14 protein-coding genes and 2 pseudogenes are annotated in these 15,210 nt (G+C 54.3%); 10 read left to right on the forward strand and 6 right to left on the reverse strand.

Annotation, left to right across the window (positions count from 1 at the left end; translation table 11 throughout):
- Window positions 1-70: 70 nt before the first annotated feature.
- The 3 genes from ACZ41M_RS06480 to ACZ41M_RS06490 are packed head-to-tail and all read right to left on the reverse strand — an operon-like array spanning window position 71 to window position 6,108.
- A complete protein-coding gene (locus ACZ41M_RS06480; RefSeq protein WP_464731945.1) occupies window positions 71-1,531 on the reverse strand; it encodes an efflux transporter outer membrane subunit in 1,461 nt (486 codons plus the stop codon).
- An 11-nt stretch (window positions 1,532-1,542) separates the two neighbouring features.
- Window positions 1,543-4,803, reverse strand: coding sequence for an efflux RND transporter permease subunit (locus ACZ41M_RS06485; protein ID WP_464731944.1), 3,261 nt, complete (start codon window positions 4,801-4,803; stop codon window positions 1,543-1,545).
- 9 nt (window positions 4,804-4,812) lie between these two features.
- Complete coding sequence (locus tag ACZ41M_RS06490; RefSeq protein WP_464731943.1) at window positions 4,813-6,108, reverse strand: efflux RND transporter periplasmic adaptor subunit; 1,296 nt, start codon at window positions 6,106-6,108, stop codon at window positions 4,813-4,815.
- 357 nt (window positions 6,109-6,465) lie between these two features.
- On the opposite strand from ACZ41M_RS06490, the pseudogene ACZ41M_RS06495 reads away from it, so the two are divergent.
- The 4 genes and pseudogenes from ACZ41M_RS06495 to ACZ41M_RS06510 all read left to right on the forward strand — a co-directional run.
- Window positions 6,466-6,639: pseudogene (locus tag ACZ41M_RS06495) on the forward strand (TetR family transcriptional regulator); the annotation flags it as partial.
- A 48-nt stretch (window positions 6,640-6,687) separates the two neighbouring features.
- A complete protein-coding gene (locus ACZ41M_RS06500; RefSeq protein WP_464730411.1) occupies window positions 6,688-7,506 on the forward strand; it encodes an integrase core domain-containing protein in 819 nt (272 codons plus the stop codon).
- A 16-nt stretch (window positions 7,507-7,522) separates the two neighbouring features.
- Window positions 7,523-7,825 carry a TetR family transcriptional regulator C-terminal domain-containing protein gene (locus tag ACZ41M_RS06505; protein WP_464731942.1) on the forward strand — a complete coding sequence of 101 codons (303 nt, stop codon included), beginning with the start codon at window positions 7,523-7,525 and terminating at the stop codon, window positions 7,823-7,825.
- Between the two features lie 222 nt (window positions 7,826-8,047).
- A complete protein-coding gene (locus ACZ41M_RS06510) occupies window positions 8,048-8,233 on the forward strand; it encodes a hypothetical protein (RefSeq protein ID WP_464731941.1) in 186 nt (61 codons plus the stop codon).
- 188 nt (window positions 8,234-8,421) lie between these two features.
- Here the strand turns inward: ACZ41M_RS06510 and yfcF are convergent, their stop codons facing one another.
- Both yfcF and ACZ41M_RS06520 read right to left on the reverse strand, forming a co-directional pair.
- Window positions 8,422-9,075 (reverse strand): glutathione transferase, encoded by a 654-nt coding sequence (yfcF, locus tag ACZ41M_RS06515; protein WP_464731940.1) that lies wholly within the window; start codon window positions 9,073-9,075, stop codon window positions 8,422-8,424.
- Window positions 9,076-9,090: 15 nt separating this feature from the next.
- On the reverse strand, window positions 9,091-9,795 hold the full coding sequence (locus ACZ41M_RS06520) for a glutathione S-transferase (protein WP_464731939.1): 705 nt from the start codon (window positions 9,793-9,795) through the stop codon (window positions 9,091-9,093).
- A 165-nt stretch (window positions 9,796-9,960) separates the two neighbouring features.
- Between ACZ41M_RS06520 and ACZ41M_RS06525 the strand changes: the two genes are divergently transcribed.
- The 4 genes and pseudogenes from ACZ41M_RS06525 to ACZ41M_RS06540 all read left to right on the forward strand — a co-directional run bounded on the left by ACZ41M_RS06525 (window position 9,961) and on the right by ACZ41M_RS06540 (window position 12,484).
- On the forward strand, window positions 9,961-10,881 hold the full coding sequence (locus ACZ41M_RS06525) for a LysR family transcriptional regulator (protein WP_464731938.1): 921 nt from the start codon (window positions 9,961-9,963) through the stop codon (window positions 10,879-10,881).
- Window positions 10,882-10,969: 88 nt separating this feature from the next.
- Window positions 10,970-11,302, forward strand: a pseudogene (gene rsfS / locus ACZ41M_RS06530) (ribosome silencing factor); the annotation flags it as partial.
- Window positions 11,303-11,327: 25 nt separating this feature from the next.
- Window positions 11,328-11,891: a redoxin domain-containing protein gene (locus tag ACZ41M_RS06535; RefSeq protein ID WP_464731937.1), complete on the forward strand. Its 564-nt coding sequence runs from the start codon at window positions 11,328-11,330 to the stop codon at window positions 11,889-11,891.
- A 164-nt stretch (window positions 11,892-12,055) separates the two neighbouring features.
- Entirely contained in the window at window positions 12,056-12,484 is a 429-nt protein-coding gene (locus ACZ41M_RS06540) for an MliC family protein (RefSeq protein ID WP_464731936.1), read from the forward strand.
- 32 nt (window positions 12,485-12,516) lie between these two features.
- Here the strand turns inward: ACZ41M_RS06540 and ACZ41M_RS06545 are convergent, their stop codons facing one another.
- Window positions 12,517-13,344, reverse strand: a complete 828-nt coding sequence (locus tag ACZ41M_RS06545) for a tRNA threonylcarbamoyladenosine dehydratase (protein ID WP_464731935.1) — start codon at window positions 13,342-13,344, stop codon at window positions 12,517-12,519.
- Between the two features lie 192 nt (window positions 13,345-13,536).
- On the opposite strand from ACZ41M_RS06545, the gene ACZ41M_RS06550 reads away from it, so the two are divergent.
- Together ACZ41M_RS06550 and ACZ41M_RS06555 are read left to right on the forward strand one after the other, a co-directional pair.
- A complete protein-coding gene (locus ACZ41M_RS06550; RefSeq protein WP_464731934.1) occupies window positions 13,537-13,863 on the forward strand; it encodes a DUF2288 domain-containing protein in 327 nt (108 codons plus the stop codon).
- A gap of 11 nt (window positions 13,864-13,874) precedes the next feature.
- Window positions 13,875-15,194: a multifunctional CCA addition/repair protein gene (locus ACZ41M_RS06555; RefSeq protein ID WP_464731933.1), complete on the forward strand. Its 1,320-nt coding sequence runs from the start codon at window positions 13,875-13,877 to the stop codon at window positions 15,192-15,194.
- The last annotated feature ends 16 nt before the right edge of the window (window positions 15,195-15,210 follow it).

The raw sequence follows: 15,210 nt of genomic DNA on the forward strand, positions 1-15,210 counted from the left end.
AAGTTACAACAAAGACTCATAAAAACCTCCTGCATTTGCAGGAGGTTTTTTCTTAGGTAGAAGGGTTTTATTACTGCGTGGTGCGCTCGCTTGGCTCAGACGGTTCTGATGGTAGGGTTTTGGAAACCAAGCCACCACCGAGGACTTTGTACAAATCGGCTCGGTTTTCCAGCAAGGTTTGTTGGGTTTGCAGCAGCGCTTGTGCCGACGCGTAGCTGCTGCGCTCGGCATCCAACAGTTCGAGCGAGCTGGATACGCCGTGCTGGAAGCGCATATTGACCAGACGATAGCGCTCGGCAGTGGCTTTATCGCTGCGTTGTTGCGCTTGGTATTGTTGCAGCAGGGTTCGACGTGCGATCAGAGCGTCGGCGACATCACGAAAGGCGGATTGCACTGTTTGCTCGTACTGCGCCACGGCAATATTTTTACGCACCTCGGCCAAATCGAGATTGGCTTTGTTCTGTCCCCATGTGAAAATCGGCAGGGTGATTTGCGGTACAAAACTCCACGTCGCGTTGCCACCGGTGAACAAGGCGCTTAGCTCCGCACTGCCGCTACCAACCGTGCCGGTCAGGCTGATGCGCGGGAAAAATGCAGCGCGTGCCGCACCGATATTGGCATTGGCCGATTGCAAGGCGAATTCGGCTTGGCGCACGTCGGGGCGTTGATAGAGAATTTCGGACGGCAAGCCGACCGGCAATTCGCTATTGGCAAACTGCGCGGTCAATGGCGCCTCGGCAGGTAAATTTTCCGGCAGCGGCTGCCCGACTAAGAGCACCAATGCGTTGCGCGCCTGATCGCGGTTGCGCTCGGCTGCGGCGTAATCAGAGCGCGCCGCTTCGATCTGCGACACAGCGGTATCGACGTCAATCGCGGAAATCACACCGGCTTTGAATTTGAGATCCGTTAGGCGTTTGCTTTCCTCGCGGGTTTTAAGCACCCGCTCGGACAGATTCATATTGGCCTGCGCACTGCGCTGGGCAAAATAGGCTTTGGCCACGCTGGCGATCAGACTGATTTGTGTGGCATCGCGCGCCTGTTCCTGAGCGAAGTATTGATTCAGCGCGGCATTCGACAGGCTGTTCACCCGACCAAACAAATCCAATTCAAACGCAGTTACGCCCAGCCCGACGTTATACGACTCGGTAATATAGCTGCGCCCAACCGCACTCAAATCCTCGGCCACGCGCGCTTTGGTGCCTGTGCCGGTCGCACCAATGGCGGGCAAGCGATCCGCTCGTGCAATGGCGTACTGCGCCCGCACGGCTTCGACATTCAATGCGGCGACACGCAGGTCTTTGTTATTAGCCAAGGCCAGTTCAATCAATTGGCGCAAACGTGCGTCGGTGAAATATTCCTGCCAGCCCAGATTGCTGGCTGCAACAGCGCCGGTTTGCGTCGCAATGTTTGCGGTTGGAAAACTCGGCGCCACCATCACGGTTGGCTGCTGATACCTCGGCGCCATGGAGCAGCCCGACAGTATGACCACCAGCAACGCACCGGTAGACCAAGGTTTTAATCTGTTCAACATCATCTTCATCCTTACTCTTTTGCCTTGTCCGCGTCTGACTTTGGCTCATCCGCGTGGTGCAAAGCTTCGCGTTCCTGTTCAGTTAACCCTTCCTCGGCCTCATGCACATACTGTTCCACCAAGTCAGGCGTCATACCCGCCGCCACAGCGTGCTCGTGAAAACGCTCTTGCTGGCGTTGGGTGTCTTTGAACCACGAACGCACCGCCGTGTAGAACATCGGTACGAAAAATACCGCCAAGCAAGTCCCCACCAGCATGCCCCAAAATACACTGGTACCGATGGCGCGCTGACTGGCGGAGCTGGCGCCGCTGGAGAAATACAGCGGCACGACCCCCATGATGAACGCAAGCGAAGTCATGATGATCGGACGGAAACGCAAATGCGCCGCCGCCAACGCCGCCTCGAAAGCATTTTTACCCTGTGCTTGCAAGTCTTTGGCAAACTCGACGATCAAAATTGCATTTTTCGCCGACAGACCGATCACGGTGACCAAACCGACTTGGAAATAAATGTCATTCGACAAGCCTCGCCCCCAAGTGCCCAAAACCACGCCGAGCAAACCGAGCGGCACGACTAAAATCACCGACAGCGGAATCGTCCAACTCTCGTACAACGCAGCCAAGCACAAAAACACCGCCAAAATCGAGAACGCATACAAAATCGCGGATTGCGAGCCAGAAGCCTGCTCCTCTTTCGACTGGCCGGTCCACTCAAAGCCGAAGCCCTCCGGCAGTTTGGCCGCCAATTGCGCCATCTCCGCCATCGCCTCACCACTGCTGTGACCGGCACTCGCGCTGCCGGTAATCGCCATAGACGGATAGCCGTTGTAGCGCACGGTCTGCATCGGTCCTGTGACCCACGAGGTTGTCACCATACTCGATAAAGGCACGGCCACGCCGCTGCTGTTGGTCACGGTGAGTTTCAAAATATCCTCAGGCTGCATTCGATCGCGCACATCCGCTTGCACGATCACCCGTTGCAGGCGACCGTTGTTCGGAAAGTCATTGACGTAGCTTGAACCCAAAGCGGTGGACAGCACATTGGCAATGCTGGCAAAACTCACGCCCTGCGCGCTGGCCGCATCACGGTTGATGTCCAGACGCAATTGCGGTGCATCTTCCATGCCATCCGGGCGAACCTGCGTCAATAGTTTGCTTTGGCTGGCCATACCGAGCAACTGATTGCGCGCCGCGAGCAAAGCCTCATGCCCTTTGCCACCACGATCCTGCAATTGGAAATTGAACCCCGAACTGCTGCCCAACTCGGGAATCGCCGGCGGCGTCAAGGCAAAAATAAAACCGTCGCGCACCTGCTGCATCATCGCGCCAGTGACCCGTCCTGCGACCGAAGTTGCATCCGAGCCTGCGGCTTTGCGCTCCGACCAGTCTTTGAGGGTGATAAAGCTCAGACCCATATTTTGCCCTTGTCCCGTGAAGCTAAAGCCCGCAATCGCCACCACATTTTCCACCTCGGGTTGCTTCATAGCGAACTGCTCCATGGTCTGAATGGTTTTGAGCGTGCGCTCCTGCGTCGCACCGGGCGGTAATTGAATACTCGCCAGCATATAACCCTGATCCTCGGTCGGTAAAAACGAGGTCGGCAAGCGCATCATCACAAACGCGGCAATCGCGATCAAAGCCACATACATCAACAATACCCGTGTGCCACGACGCAGCAGCCGCGCAACACCGTTTTCATATTTTTTCGCGCCATGCGTGAATTTGCGGTTGAACCAGCCGAAAAAGCCGGTTTTCTCATGGTGATCCTGCGTGATCGGCTTGAGCAGCGTCGCGCACAAGGCCGGTGTCAAAGACAGCGCCAAAAATGCCGAAAACGCAATCGACACCGCCATCACCACCGAGAACTGCCGATAAATATTCCCCGTCGCCCCCGAGAAGAACGCCATCGGAATGAACACCGCGATCAGCACCACGGTAATCCCGATCACCGCGCCGGAGATCTGCGACATGGCCTTGCGCGTCGCCTGTAGCGGCGGCAGTTTTTCATCTGCCATAATCCGCTCGACGTTCTCCACCACCACAATCGCATCATCGACCACAATCCCGATCACCAGTACCATGGCGAACATCGACAGCACATTAATCGACATTCCCACCGCCTGCATCACCGCGAATGCGCCCAGCAAAGCAATTGGCACGACAATGGTCGGAATCAAGGTATAGCGAATGTTTTGCAGGAACAGCAACATCACGAGAAAGACCAAAACCATCGCCTCGGCCAAGGTTTTCACCACCTCTTCAATCGAAATACCGACAAAGGTCGAACTGTCGTACGGCACCTTCGAGTGCACGCCCGCTGGGAAATACGGCTCTAACTGCGCCAATTTCGCCTTAACCGCTTGGGACGAGGCCAATGCGTTGCCATCACTGGTCAACTGTATACCAAGGCCGACCGCCGGTTTGCCATTCAGCCGTGCCGAGGTCGCATACGACTGTGAGCCGAGTTCAATCCGCGCCACATCCTGCAAACGCACCACCGAGCCATCGGTATTGGCGCGCAGCACGATATTGTTAAACTGATCGACCGTTTTCAGTTGACCCGGAACGGTAATCGTAGCGGAAATCGTTTGCCCTTGGCTGTTCGGCAAATCGCCCAAACTGCCTGCCGAAACCTGCGCATTTTGCGCCGCAATCGCGCTGGTAACATCGGTCGCACTCAAATTCAGACTACGCAATTTGTCCGCATCAATCCACACGCGCATGGCGCGCTCGGCGCCAAACAACGTGACGCCGCCAATGCCTTCGACCCGCTGCAATTCCGGCTGAATGTTGCGCGCGACATAATCGCTCACCGCCGCCAGATCCGCATTCGGATCATCGGAGGCAAACATCGCCACCATTAGGAAGTTGGAATTGGATTTTTCTACCTGAATCCCCGTCTGCCGCACTTGACTGGGCAAACGCGGCTCGGCACGCGACAGGCGATTTTGTACATCCACCTGCGCCAAATCGCTATTGGTACCGGTCTTGAAGGTCAAAGTCAGCGTACCAACGCCGTTGGACAAGGAGGTGGCCTCCATATAATCCAGCCCCTCCAGACCATTCATCTCGCGTTCAATCACCGACATCACGCTGTCTTCCAAAGTCTGCGCGTCCGCACCGGCATAAACGGCGGTCAAGGTAATGGTCGGCGGCGCCACCTGCGGATACTGCGATACCGGCAGCATGCGAATCGAAACGATACCGGCGAGCATAATGAAGATCGCCACCACCCACGCAAAAATCGGGCGGTCAATAAAAAATTTTGCCATCACGCCCCCTTATGGTTTGGCCGATTCGGCGGGCTTAGTCGATTCGGCAGGCTTGGCCGAGTCATTTTTTTGCTCACCCGCTGCCGCTGGCTGCGCATGGGCATCCGGCGCAGCAGGTTGTGCGGTGGGTTGTACCTCGGCCTGCCACGGTTTTGTCTGAACCTTCTTCGAGCCACTCATTTGTACCAACGCCATCCCGTCAACAATCACTTTATCGCCCGGGTTCAAGCCACCGGTGACGACCCAATTAGTGCCTTGATTTTGGCTGATGGTCACAGGACGCGGCGCAAACGTGCCGTCTTCGTTCGCCACCATGACGATGTCGCCGCTCGTGCCGCGCGTGACCGCTTGTTGCGGTACCAATACGGCGTTGTTCACCTGCGCTTGCGGAATTTTGACCTGAACAAACATACCCGGCATCAGCAAGCCACCCGGATTCGGCACTTCGGCGCGCAAACTGACTTGACCGGTGTTTTCGTTGACGCTCAAATCGGTGAACAGCAAACGCCCCTTGATGCCGTATTCGCTGCCATCGTCCAAAATAATGGTAACCGGCACATTGCCGTTGATCATCTCCAGCTTGCCTTCGCTCATCGCTTGGCGCAATTTCATCACTGTCGAGGCGGATTGGCTCAGGTCTACATACAGCGTGTCGGTCTGCTGAATCAAGGCCAATTGCGTACCGCCGGCTTGACTGACCAGCGCGCCTTCAGTCACCAAGGCTTTGCCAATGCGACCGGAAATCGGCGCCAAAACGCTGGCGTAGCCCACATTGATCTGTGCCGAGCGGATCGCTGCGTTGGCGCTTTGTATCTGTGCGCGCGCCAAACGCTCCTGCGCAATCGCCGCGTCGAACTCTTGTTTACTGATCGCATTGGCCTGAACCAGCGGACGATAGCGCGTCACATCCGCCGACGCTTTGGCCAAATTGGCCTGCGCCGTGGCCAAGCTGGCTCGTGCAGTTTCTAAATTCGCCAAATACGGCGCATTGTCGATTTGAAATAACGATTGACCGGCTTTGACCTCGCTGCCTTCGGTAAACAGGCGCTTTTTCACCACACCCGTCGCCTGCGCAATCACCAGCGCCTCACGAATCGGTTGCAAGCGTCCGGTCAACTGGCTGTCCAGCGTAACCACGGTCGGCTCGACGGTCAGTACGCTGACCACCGGCGCAGGCGGCTGTTGCGCGCCGACCTGATTGGCATTTTTGTTACACGCGCTCAGGCCAAAGGCGGCCACCGCCGCCAGCGCCAGCACACCAGAGCGCCCCACGCAGCGCATATGATTCTTTTTCTTGTGTTTCATGATCCCATCCATTGTATCAATGCCATCCCAAATCCGATTCGACTCACCCAGCCACTCGAACGGCGAAGCTGGTTCCATCGCTCTGAAGAAAACAAGGGCAAACAGTTATGTGCGGCACCCTATTCGCCATCACATCCATGTAGTCCATAAGCCCGCTCAACATAATCAGCCCATTAGCGACCAGCTCATATCGCTGCGTCGCGGCCATTTCATGATAAACAAAACCGCTTGAACTCAGGCGCGAATTATACATACATTTGCTAATGTATGTTAAATCCATTTTGGCGCGCATTTTGTGTTATCCTGCACCACGATAAACCATCCGCATGTCGTCTTCATGATCATTTGTTAATTTTTATGCGCAAAACCAAAGAAGAAGCCCAACAAACCCGCAGCAACTTATTGAATGCAGCGCTGAATGTATTTTACGAGCGCGGCGTATCGAAAGCCTCACTGGACGAAATTGCCAAAGCTGCCGGCGTGACGCGCGGTGCACTGTATTGGCATTTCAAAAATAAAGAGGATTTATTTGTAAAAAATTAACGCGTTGTTTACAGTATTTTCGGAGAAAATACTGAAATGAATATGCACAAACGAGTCCGCCTAACCCCGTTAGACCGAGAGGAAATATGGCGCTTATATCAAGGTCGACAATGGAAGGTGACGCACTTGGCAGAACACTACCGAGTAAGTCGCCCTACCATCTATTCAGCGCTGAAAAAAGCGCGTTTACAACAATTTGCACCGAGCGACAGCACCAATGCTCGCTATCGTTCGATCCAATATGGGCTTAAACGATTGGCTAAAATTGAGTTGAGTATCCAAGCTCGACTCAAGCGTGAAGCTCAAAGGTATAACAAATCCTATCCCGGCGAAATGGTACATGTTGACACCAAACGTCTGCCCCTAATCAAAGGGCAAAACAACACGCAACCTCGCGAATATCTGTTCGTCGCGATAGACGACTACTCGCGCGAACTCTACGCCGCCATCCTGCCCGATAAAACCCAATTCAGTTCTGCGCAGTTCCTGATGGAACATCTGCTGGCTCAATGCCCTTATGAGATAGACTACATTTACTCAGACAACGGCAAGGAGTATAGAGGTACACCCCATCACGCATTTGTTCAAGCCTGCGCACAGCACAACATCGGGCAGCGCTTTACTCGCATCGCCAGACCTCAAACCAATGGCAAAGCTGAGCGAGTCATTCGTACCTTGATGCAAATGTGGCACGAGAAAATTCAATTTAAAGACCCGTTGCACCGACAAATTGAACTTAATCGCTTCATTAACTTTTACAATACCGTTAAACCTCACAAATCATTAAATAACTTAACCCCCTACGAGATACTACAAAATTACTTTTATCAAACAAACTGTAAACAACCCGATTAATTCTTACAATACCATTTTGTACTATCGTTGTGAACAGACAGAGCGCAACCACAGCATTGTTGAATTGACCCGCCAATACCACCGTCGCTGGGATCTACTGCTCAACAACATCATCAACGAATGCAAACGCAAGCAGATTTTGGATCAAAGGCTCAACACCGAACGAGCCGTACTGCTGCTCATCTCAACCGCTTCGGGTTTGACCGCCAAATGGCTGGACAATCCGCAGGCATTTAATCTGTTGCAACACGCGCCGGCGATCATCCAAACCTGCTTTGATAATCTGAAAAACAGCCCGTATTTACGTGATGCCTCATGACAAACACGGTCCGAATGATGCAAAAATGCCGCACGCACTGTCAAAAAAGCGAAAATATGCGCTACCATGCGCGCACATTCACAAAAAAACCTAAAATACAGAATATGATTTAAATTAATGACACAACGTTATTAATAATACATCTCTTGTTCCAAGGTCGCGTCAAACGCATCCTGCCGACGAAGACCTATATTACCAATAGCACACAGAGCACAAACGATCATGAACCACTTCACTTGCCCGATCTGTTTTCACGAATTCCCACGCAATAGCGACGAAATGGGGCTTCGTCAATTCACCGGCCAAAACTGCCACGAATGCGGCCACCGCGCAACCGAAGATGAGGTCACCAAAGCCTCGCGCACCGTAGCACGCTATATGCTCGCGCGCAGCATAGACCAAAATTAAGAAAACGCGGAATAAATATGTTTTTCAGATCAAGGATTTACATAGGTCGGCACACTTGACAGCATCCGCAATTTCAATATTTTGATTTTGCTCAAATTTTGTCAGAGCTTCCCTGACAAAATTTCCAATCCTAAGCACGGAAACAATAGGGTTTTACTTTTTCCATATTTCCTTAAGCCTCAGCCACATCAGCGCCACGGATGCCGCACCCACGCCTGTACGCTGGCGCGTTGCCATTGATGAATCGCGTACGCGCGCAGTGGCGCGGGTACATCATCACCGTGCGCCACCAACCGCATCAACATCATGGCCAAATCCGTATCGGCAATACAATATTCGCCGAACAAATTCTGCGCCCCATCCGGTAATAAACGCGCCACACCCGCTACCAATTTATCCACCGAGCGACGCGCCTCATCCGACAGTGCCGCCCGTTGCGCCCCATAGAACACCACCTCGGTATCGCGTTCCGCGCGAATCGGTAGAAAATCACTGCGCAACCACGCCTGTACCAGCCGCGCGGTCGCGCGCTGCTGCGGGTTTATCGGATAAATCGCATGATCGGGGAACATATCCTCCAAATACTCCGTGATCGCCGAGGATTCGGACAACACAAAATCACCGTGAGTCAAAGTCGGCACGCGCCGCGTCGTCGAAATCGCCACATACTCAGGCGCATGCTGCGCCCGCTGCGTCAAATCCACGGTATGCAATTCAAACGGCAAGCCCTTTTCCGTCAATGCGACGAATACCGACATCACATATGGGCTGGCCAAATCCTGATCGGTATATAAATGCAGCACATTGCCTGCGCCCTTGTCTGTCTCTGTAAATGCACTCATCACAACCTCCCGCTGTTATTCAACCGAACGAACACCACCAAAATTCGCCAACGCCGCCGTATCGTAGTGCGCCAGCGCCTCGGTCTCGGCCAAAGCCGAACGCTCCCACGCCTGCATGGCCGGATGTGCGAGCATCGTAGCCAAATAGGCGCGCGACTCATCGGATAACTCGGCGTGCTCAGGGACATTATAACTATGAAAACGCCAGATCACCGGCGCAAACATCGCATCCGCCACGGAAAACGCGCCCAATAAATACGGTTGATCGCTACTCGCGCCAAACTGGCGACGTGCTTCAGTCCAAATCTGATCTATGCGCGCCACGTCCGATGCCACCTCAGCAGACAGAGGCGCACCCTGCAAACGCATCTTGATGTTCATACCCATCGCGCCGCGCAAGCTGCCAAATCCCGAGTGCATTTCCGCACTGACCGAACGGGCGCGCGCCCGCGCCAGTCGATCGGCTGGCCACAGATGTTTGGCAGGAAAGGACTCGGCTAAAAACTCAGCAATCGCCAAGGTATCCCAGATTTGAAACTCATTTTCGAGGTGCAAACACGGCACCAAGCCGTTTTGTGAATAACCGCGATGTAAATCATTCGGCCCGCGTCCAGCGACACCGACCATGCGCTCGGTAAACGGCAGATCAAAATGCTTCATCAACAACCACGGGCGCAACGACCATGACGAATAGTTTTTATTACCGATGAACAGCTCCATAGCAACTCCTTTACTGTGAATATTTTTTAATAGATATTTCGTAGCCACCACACAGAAGTCGTGATGCAAACGACTTTGAGCTATATTAGCGCGTCCAAACACATGCAACAATCGATGTTTTTTCTATTAATATGTGAATTAAATTCACATAGCAATTTAAAAATCATGAGAGATTTACCACCCCTGCCCGCATTACGCGCCTTTGAATCCGCCGCTCGGCTGGGCAGCGTGACCCGCGCCGCCGAGGAATTGCACCTGACGCACAGCGCCATCAGTCACCAAATCAAGCAATTGGAGGCATTGATCGGCACGCCGCTGTTTGAACGCGAGGGCAAACGCATTGCGCTTACGCCCGCCGGTCGGGTGTACGCCTACGAGGTGCGGCAGGCGCTCAGTTTCATCGCGCAGGCGACGCAGCACGCATCGCGCCATTTACGCGAGGATGTGTTGCACATCTCGCTGCTGCCTTCGTTTGCCACGCATTGGTTGATTCCGCGTTTGCGCGATTGGTACGAAAAACATCCGAATATCCAGTTGATCTTGAATGCCAGTTTGGAAGTAGTCGATTTTGAAACCGACAAAGCCGATTGCGCCATTCGCATGGGCAATATCACCCGCGATGGTACCAAGCAAATCACGCTGATGTCCGATTGGCAGATGCTGGTGGCCGGAGCCAGCGACCCGCGCTATCATCTGGAGCAGACGGTGGAAGAAGCAATAAACGCCCGCGGATTTTTCATGATCGTCAATGATCGCGGGCTGTGGGCGAGCCAATACCAGACCAAGCCTGCGGACAATGTGCCTTCGTTAAGCGTGAATGACTCAAACCTTGCGCTCGCGGTGGCCGAGCAAAATATGTGCTTACTGCTCACACGCTGGTCGATTGCGGCCAACGGCATTCAGGCCGGTCGGCTCAAGCAAGTATCGCGCAGCATGGTGCTGCACGAGAGCGCCTATCATCTGGTGTGGCCGGATCGGAGCAATCAATCACACGCCTTGGTGCTTTTTCAAAATTGGCTGATCGAGCAATGCAAAATGTTTGAACAATTCACCCAATTGCGCTTAAAACAGTTGGATGAACGCTGAAATCCGCGCAGCAACCCCACGGAAAGTGCGCGGGAAAAGCCGATTTTCGGTACAATAACGTCTTCATTTTAAAAAGAAAGTTTGTCACATGAGCCGTCAACCCAATACATTGGAAATCGAACAATTAGAAGCCATCGTCATTGATGCCTTGGACGATATGAAAGCCCAAGACGTCACAGTCCTGAACACCGAAAGTCTGACCGACGAATTTGACCGCGTCATCATCGCCACCGCGACCAGCAACCGCCAAACCCGCGCACTGGCGAACAACGTGCACGAAAAAGTCAAGGATAACGGCGGCGACGTCCTCTCCACCGAAGGCGAAGACACCGGCGAATGGGTACTGGTCGATTGCGGCGACATCGTGGTTCACATCATGCAAGCGCCGATTCGCGCCTACTACAACCTCGAAGAACTCTGGGATCCGTCCAAGTGAGTTTTCATCAGTGAATATCAATCAGCGCGGCAAAACGACCTCCACCGCAACATCAATCGTTGCATACACCAAAAAGCATCTGTCTTCATGGCTGGGAACCGCGCTTTTGCTCATCATTCTGCTCTGGGGCGTAAATGCGTGGCGCACGCGCGACGTTCCTAACGTTGCCCCCGGATTCACCGCACCCATGTTGGACGGCAGCACGCTGAGCCTCAGTCAATTGCGCCAACAGCACCCCGACCGAGCCATCGCCCTGATTTTCTGGGCGGAATGGTGCCCCATCTGCCGTACCGAAGAACACAGTATCAACCGGCTGATTCGCGATAAAAACCTGCTGATCATCCCCATTGCCACCCAGTCCGGTTCGGCCAATGAGGTGCGTCGCATCCTGAGCGAGCGCGGCCACGACTGGAATATGCTGCTGGATGAACAAGGCACACTGCTCAATGCTTTCGGACTGGTGGCTGTGCCCTCGTTTTTGGTCATAGATACCGACGGCCAAATTCGTCATATTCAAACCGGCTACACCAGCGAATTGGGCATGCGTGTGCGTATTTGGCTCAGTCAATTCTGAATCAAATCAATCGCTTACAAAAAAATCGCGCCCCAAACACACTTCCTAAAAATCGCTACGTTATAATATAACAGTTCAGAAACCGCTGAACCTAAATGATTTAATGACAATCAATTGATTTCACTACCGTTTTTCCAGTCGAAATCACAAAAAGGGAGTTTCATATGACGATAAATATTCAATCTCACAAACTGTTGTTAAGCGCCATTGCAGCAACAATCGCACTGGGCGCCTGCGCACAAGCGGAAAAATCCAATCATGCCGGCGCCAACACTCCGGCACCAAGCAGCGCTGCTCCGGTAACCGCCGCAGAGACCGCAGCCCCTGCTGCGTCGACGCAAGCCAATCCAAACGTTCATATTCGACAATACAAAGCGGCTGATGGCGCCATGCTCACCGCCCGCTACGATACCTCAACAACACCGCCTCAAGTCACACTGACGCTCGGCGGTCAGAATGCAACATTGAAACAAACCGAAGCATGGGCAAAAGGCGCGGTGTATCAAGCGGGCGATTTAACTTGGGAAGCCAAAGGCCAAGAAGCCACGCTAAAACAAGGGAAAAAAATCGTAAAATGGACTGAGACCCAATAAATTCCAGTCATACTTTAATAAAAAAGCACGGTTCACCGTGCTTTTTTCATATCCAAGATCTGCGCCACCGCCCACTGCGCTGCCGCCATACCAAAACTGGCTGTGACCATGACCGAGGAGCCAAATCCAGCACAGTTCAATCCCTGCGGAGCCGCTGCCATCGGCGCATCACCCACAGCGCAAACCGCTGCACTCGCCGCCGGATAACGCACCGCTTCATCGGAGTACAGCACCGGCACATCCATTTTGATGGGCTTTTTGGATTGTTGAACTGCGCCCGCGTGCGTTGAGCGCGATGAGCGTGATTCACGACGCAGTTGCTGGCGAATTTTCGCCAAAATCGGGTCTTGAATGCTGTATGCCAAATCGCTTTGCACGATGCGCGTCGCATCGGTTTTACCGCCCGCCGCGCCGCAAGTCAGCAGTTTTTGCCGCCGCTGTTTGCAAAACGCAATCATCGCCAACTTGGCTTTGACCTGATCGGTGCAGTCGAGCACCACGTCTGCTGTCGCAGGCAATAATGCCAACGTGTCCGCATCAATAAAATCATCCACCTCATGCACCGCGCAATCGGGATTGATCTGCGCGATGCGTTCACGCAACGCGGTGATTTTCGCCTTGCCCAGATTATCGGTGACCGCCTGAATCTGCCGATTCACATTGGATTCAACCACATGATCGGCGTCAATCAAGGTCAGCGTGCCCACGCCGCAGCGCGCCAAAGCCTCCACCGCCCAGGAGCCAACACCACCAACGCCGACCACGCACACATGCGCCTGCGCGAGGCGCTCGGTCGCGCCGTCACCGTACAGGCGATTCATGCCGGCGAAGCGGCGGGATGGTTCTGTCGTTTGGCTCATAAGAAATAAAAAAGATAGGCGTTATGGAACGTGTTCGGCGTTCGGTATTGGGTTCGTAAACGGCTCGTGGTATCATGCAAGCCGAATCCGCCGAAAAAAATAATGATGCAAATCCCCGCTATTGTAGCCGTTTGCCATCATTTTTTCTATCGGCGAACCCAGTAAAAAGATTAAGCATGATTGAGAAAAACCATGTCCGAACACACTTTAAACGAAATAGAACACGCGAAACTGAACGGCGAAACCGCGCGCGTGAACTGGCATGAATTGCAACGCTTCTTCGCGCAAGGCGTGGTGTTGCACGTTGCCGAAAAGCTGGACTTAGTGGACGTCGCTACCAAAATGAGTCTGGATGACATCCACACGGTCAAAACTTGGTTTGACGCGGGTGAGCTGGCTCACGTCAGGGACGAACTGGCGACACGCTGGTTTGCCGACAACACCGAGCTGTGGACAGTGGTGGTGAAACCCTATATTTTGGTGCAGGAAACTGCCGCCACGCCACCAACCACGCATTGAAAGTACGCCCCATGAGCCAACAGCCGCACGCCACACCCCTGTCACCGCCGCGCATTTACCGCGTTGGCGGAGCGGTGCGCGACGAACTCATGGGCTTGACGCCGAACGACGCCGACTACGTCGTGGTGGGCAGCACGCCCGAGGCCATGCTGGCGCAGGGCTACACCGCCGTGGGCAAGGACTTCCCCGTATTTCTACACCCCGTGAGCCACGATGAATACGCGCTGGCGCGTACCGAGCGCAAAACCGCACAAGGCTACAACGGTTTTGCCGTGCATTTCTCGCCCGACGTCACGCTGGAGGAGGACTTGGCGCGGCGTGATTTGACCATCAATGCCATGGCGCGCGAGGTGTTGGATCACCATCCAAACGACGGTCAGGACACACTGGGCGAATTGATCGACCCGTACAACGGCCAACAAGATTTGCGCGATCAAATATTGCGCCACGTCTCACCCGCCTTCATTGAAGACCCCGTGCGCATCCTGCGTCTGGCACGCTTTGCCGCGCGCTGGCCGACATTTACCGTCGCACCCGAAACCATGCAATTAATGCGCACGATGGTCGCGAACGGCGAAACCGCCGCCCTCGTACCCGAGCGCGTCTGGCAGGAAATCGCCCGTGGACTGATGGAAAACACACCCTCGCGCATGTTTGAAATTCTGCGCGAATGCGGCCTGCTCGCACAATGGCTGCCCGAAGTGGACGCGCTGTTCGGCGTGCCGCAACGCGCCGACTACCACCCCGAAATCGACACCGGCGTCCACGTCATGATGGTGATAGATTACGCCGCCAAGCTCAATCTCAACCTCGAATCGCGCTACGCCGCGCTGTGCCACGATTTGGGCAAAGCCGCCACACCCGCAGACGTTTTACCGCGCCACACAGGGCACGAAGCACGTGGCGTGCCTCTGGCCAAAGCCCTCTCCGAGCGGCTCAAGGTCCCGCGCGCCTGCGCCGACTATGCGCGACTCATTACTTTTGAGCACACCAATTTTTACAAACTGAGTGAATTGCGACCCAGTACGGCGCTGAACATCATCAAGCGCTGCGACGGTTTACGCCGTCCCGAGCGTTTTCGCGACCTGCTGCACGCCTCACTCGCCGACTCGCGCGGACGCGGCGGCGATTTCCCCAACCAGCCCGCGCTGTGGTACGACGCGTGGCTGATGCTGCTCGATACCGTTTTAAGCGTGGATCAAGGCGCCGTTGCCGCCGACCACGAAAATGAGCCGGCGAATATCCCCAACGCCATTTTAGAAGCGCAATTGCACGCCATCACGCCCGTCTTACGCGCATGGCAGGCAAGCGTGCGCACCGACGCCACATAAAACCAGAGGAGGAACC

This window comes from Puribacter membranae, from assembly GCF_055380425.1.

Coding starts and splice junctions, on each gene's coding strand:
- ACZ41M_RS06480 (WP_464731945.1), bottom strand. CDS start 1,531: ATGTTGAACAGATTAAAACCTTGGTCTACCGGTGCGTTGCTGGTGGTC.
- ACZ41M_RS06540 (WP_464731936.1), top strand. CDS start 12,056: ATGACGATAAATATTCAATCTCACAAACTGTTGTTAAGCGCCATTGCA.
- ACZ41M_RS06485 (WP_464731944.1), bottom strand. CDS start 4,803: ATGGCAAAATTTTTTATTGACCGCCCGATTTTTGCGTGGGTGGTGGCG.
- ACZ41M_RS06525 (WP_464731938.1), top strand. CDS start 9,961: ATGAGAGATTTACCACCCCTGCCCGCATTACGCGCCTTTGAATCCGCC.
- ACZ41M_RS06545 (WP_464731935.1), bottom strand. CDS start 13,344: ATGAGCCAAACGACAGAACCATCCCGCCGCTTCGCCGGCATGAATCGC.
- yfcF (WP_464731940.1), bottom strand. CDS start 9,075: ATGAGTGCATTTACAGAGACAGACAAGGGCGCAGGCAATGTGCTGCAT.
- ACZ41M_RS06555 (WP_464731933.1), top strand. CDS start 13,875: ATGAGCCAACAGCCGCACGCCACACCCCTGTCACCGCCGCGCATTTAC.
- ACZ41M_RS06510 (WP_464731941.1), top strand. CDS start 8,048: ATGAACCACTTCACTTGCCCGATCTGTTTTCACGAATTCCCACGCAAT.
- ACZ41M_RS06520 (WP_464731939.1), bottom strand. CDS start 9,795: ATGGAGCTGTTCATCGGTAATAAAAACTATTCGTCATGGTCGTTGCGC.
- ACZ41M_RS06490 (WP_464731943.1), bottom strand. CDS start 6,108: ATGAAACACAAGAAAAAGAATCATATGCGCTGCGTGGGGCGCTCTGGT.
- ACZ41M_RS06550 (WP_464731934.1), top strand. CDS start 13,537: ATGTCCGAACACACTTTAAACGAAATAGAACACGCGAAACTGAACGGC.
- ACZ41M_RS06500 (WP_464730411.1), top strand. CDS start 6,688: ATGAATATGCACAAACGAGTCCGCCTAACCCCGTTAGACCGAGAGGAA.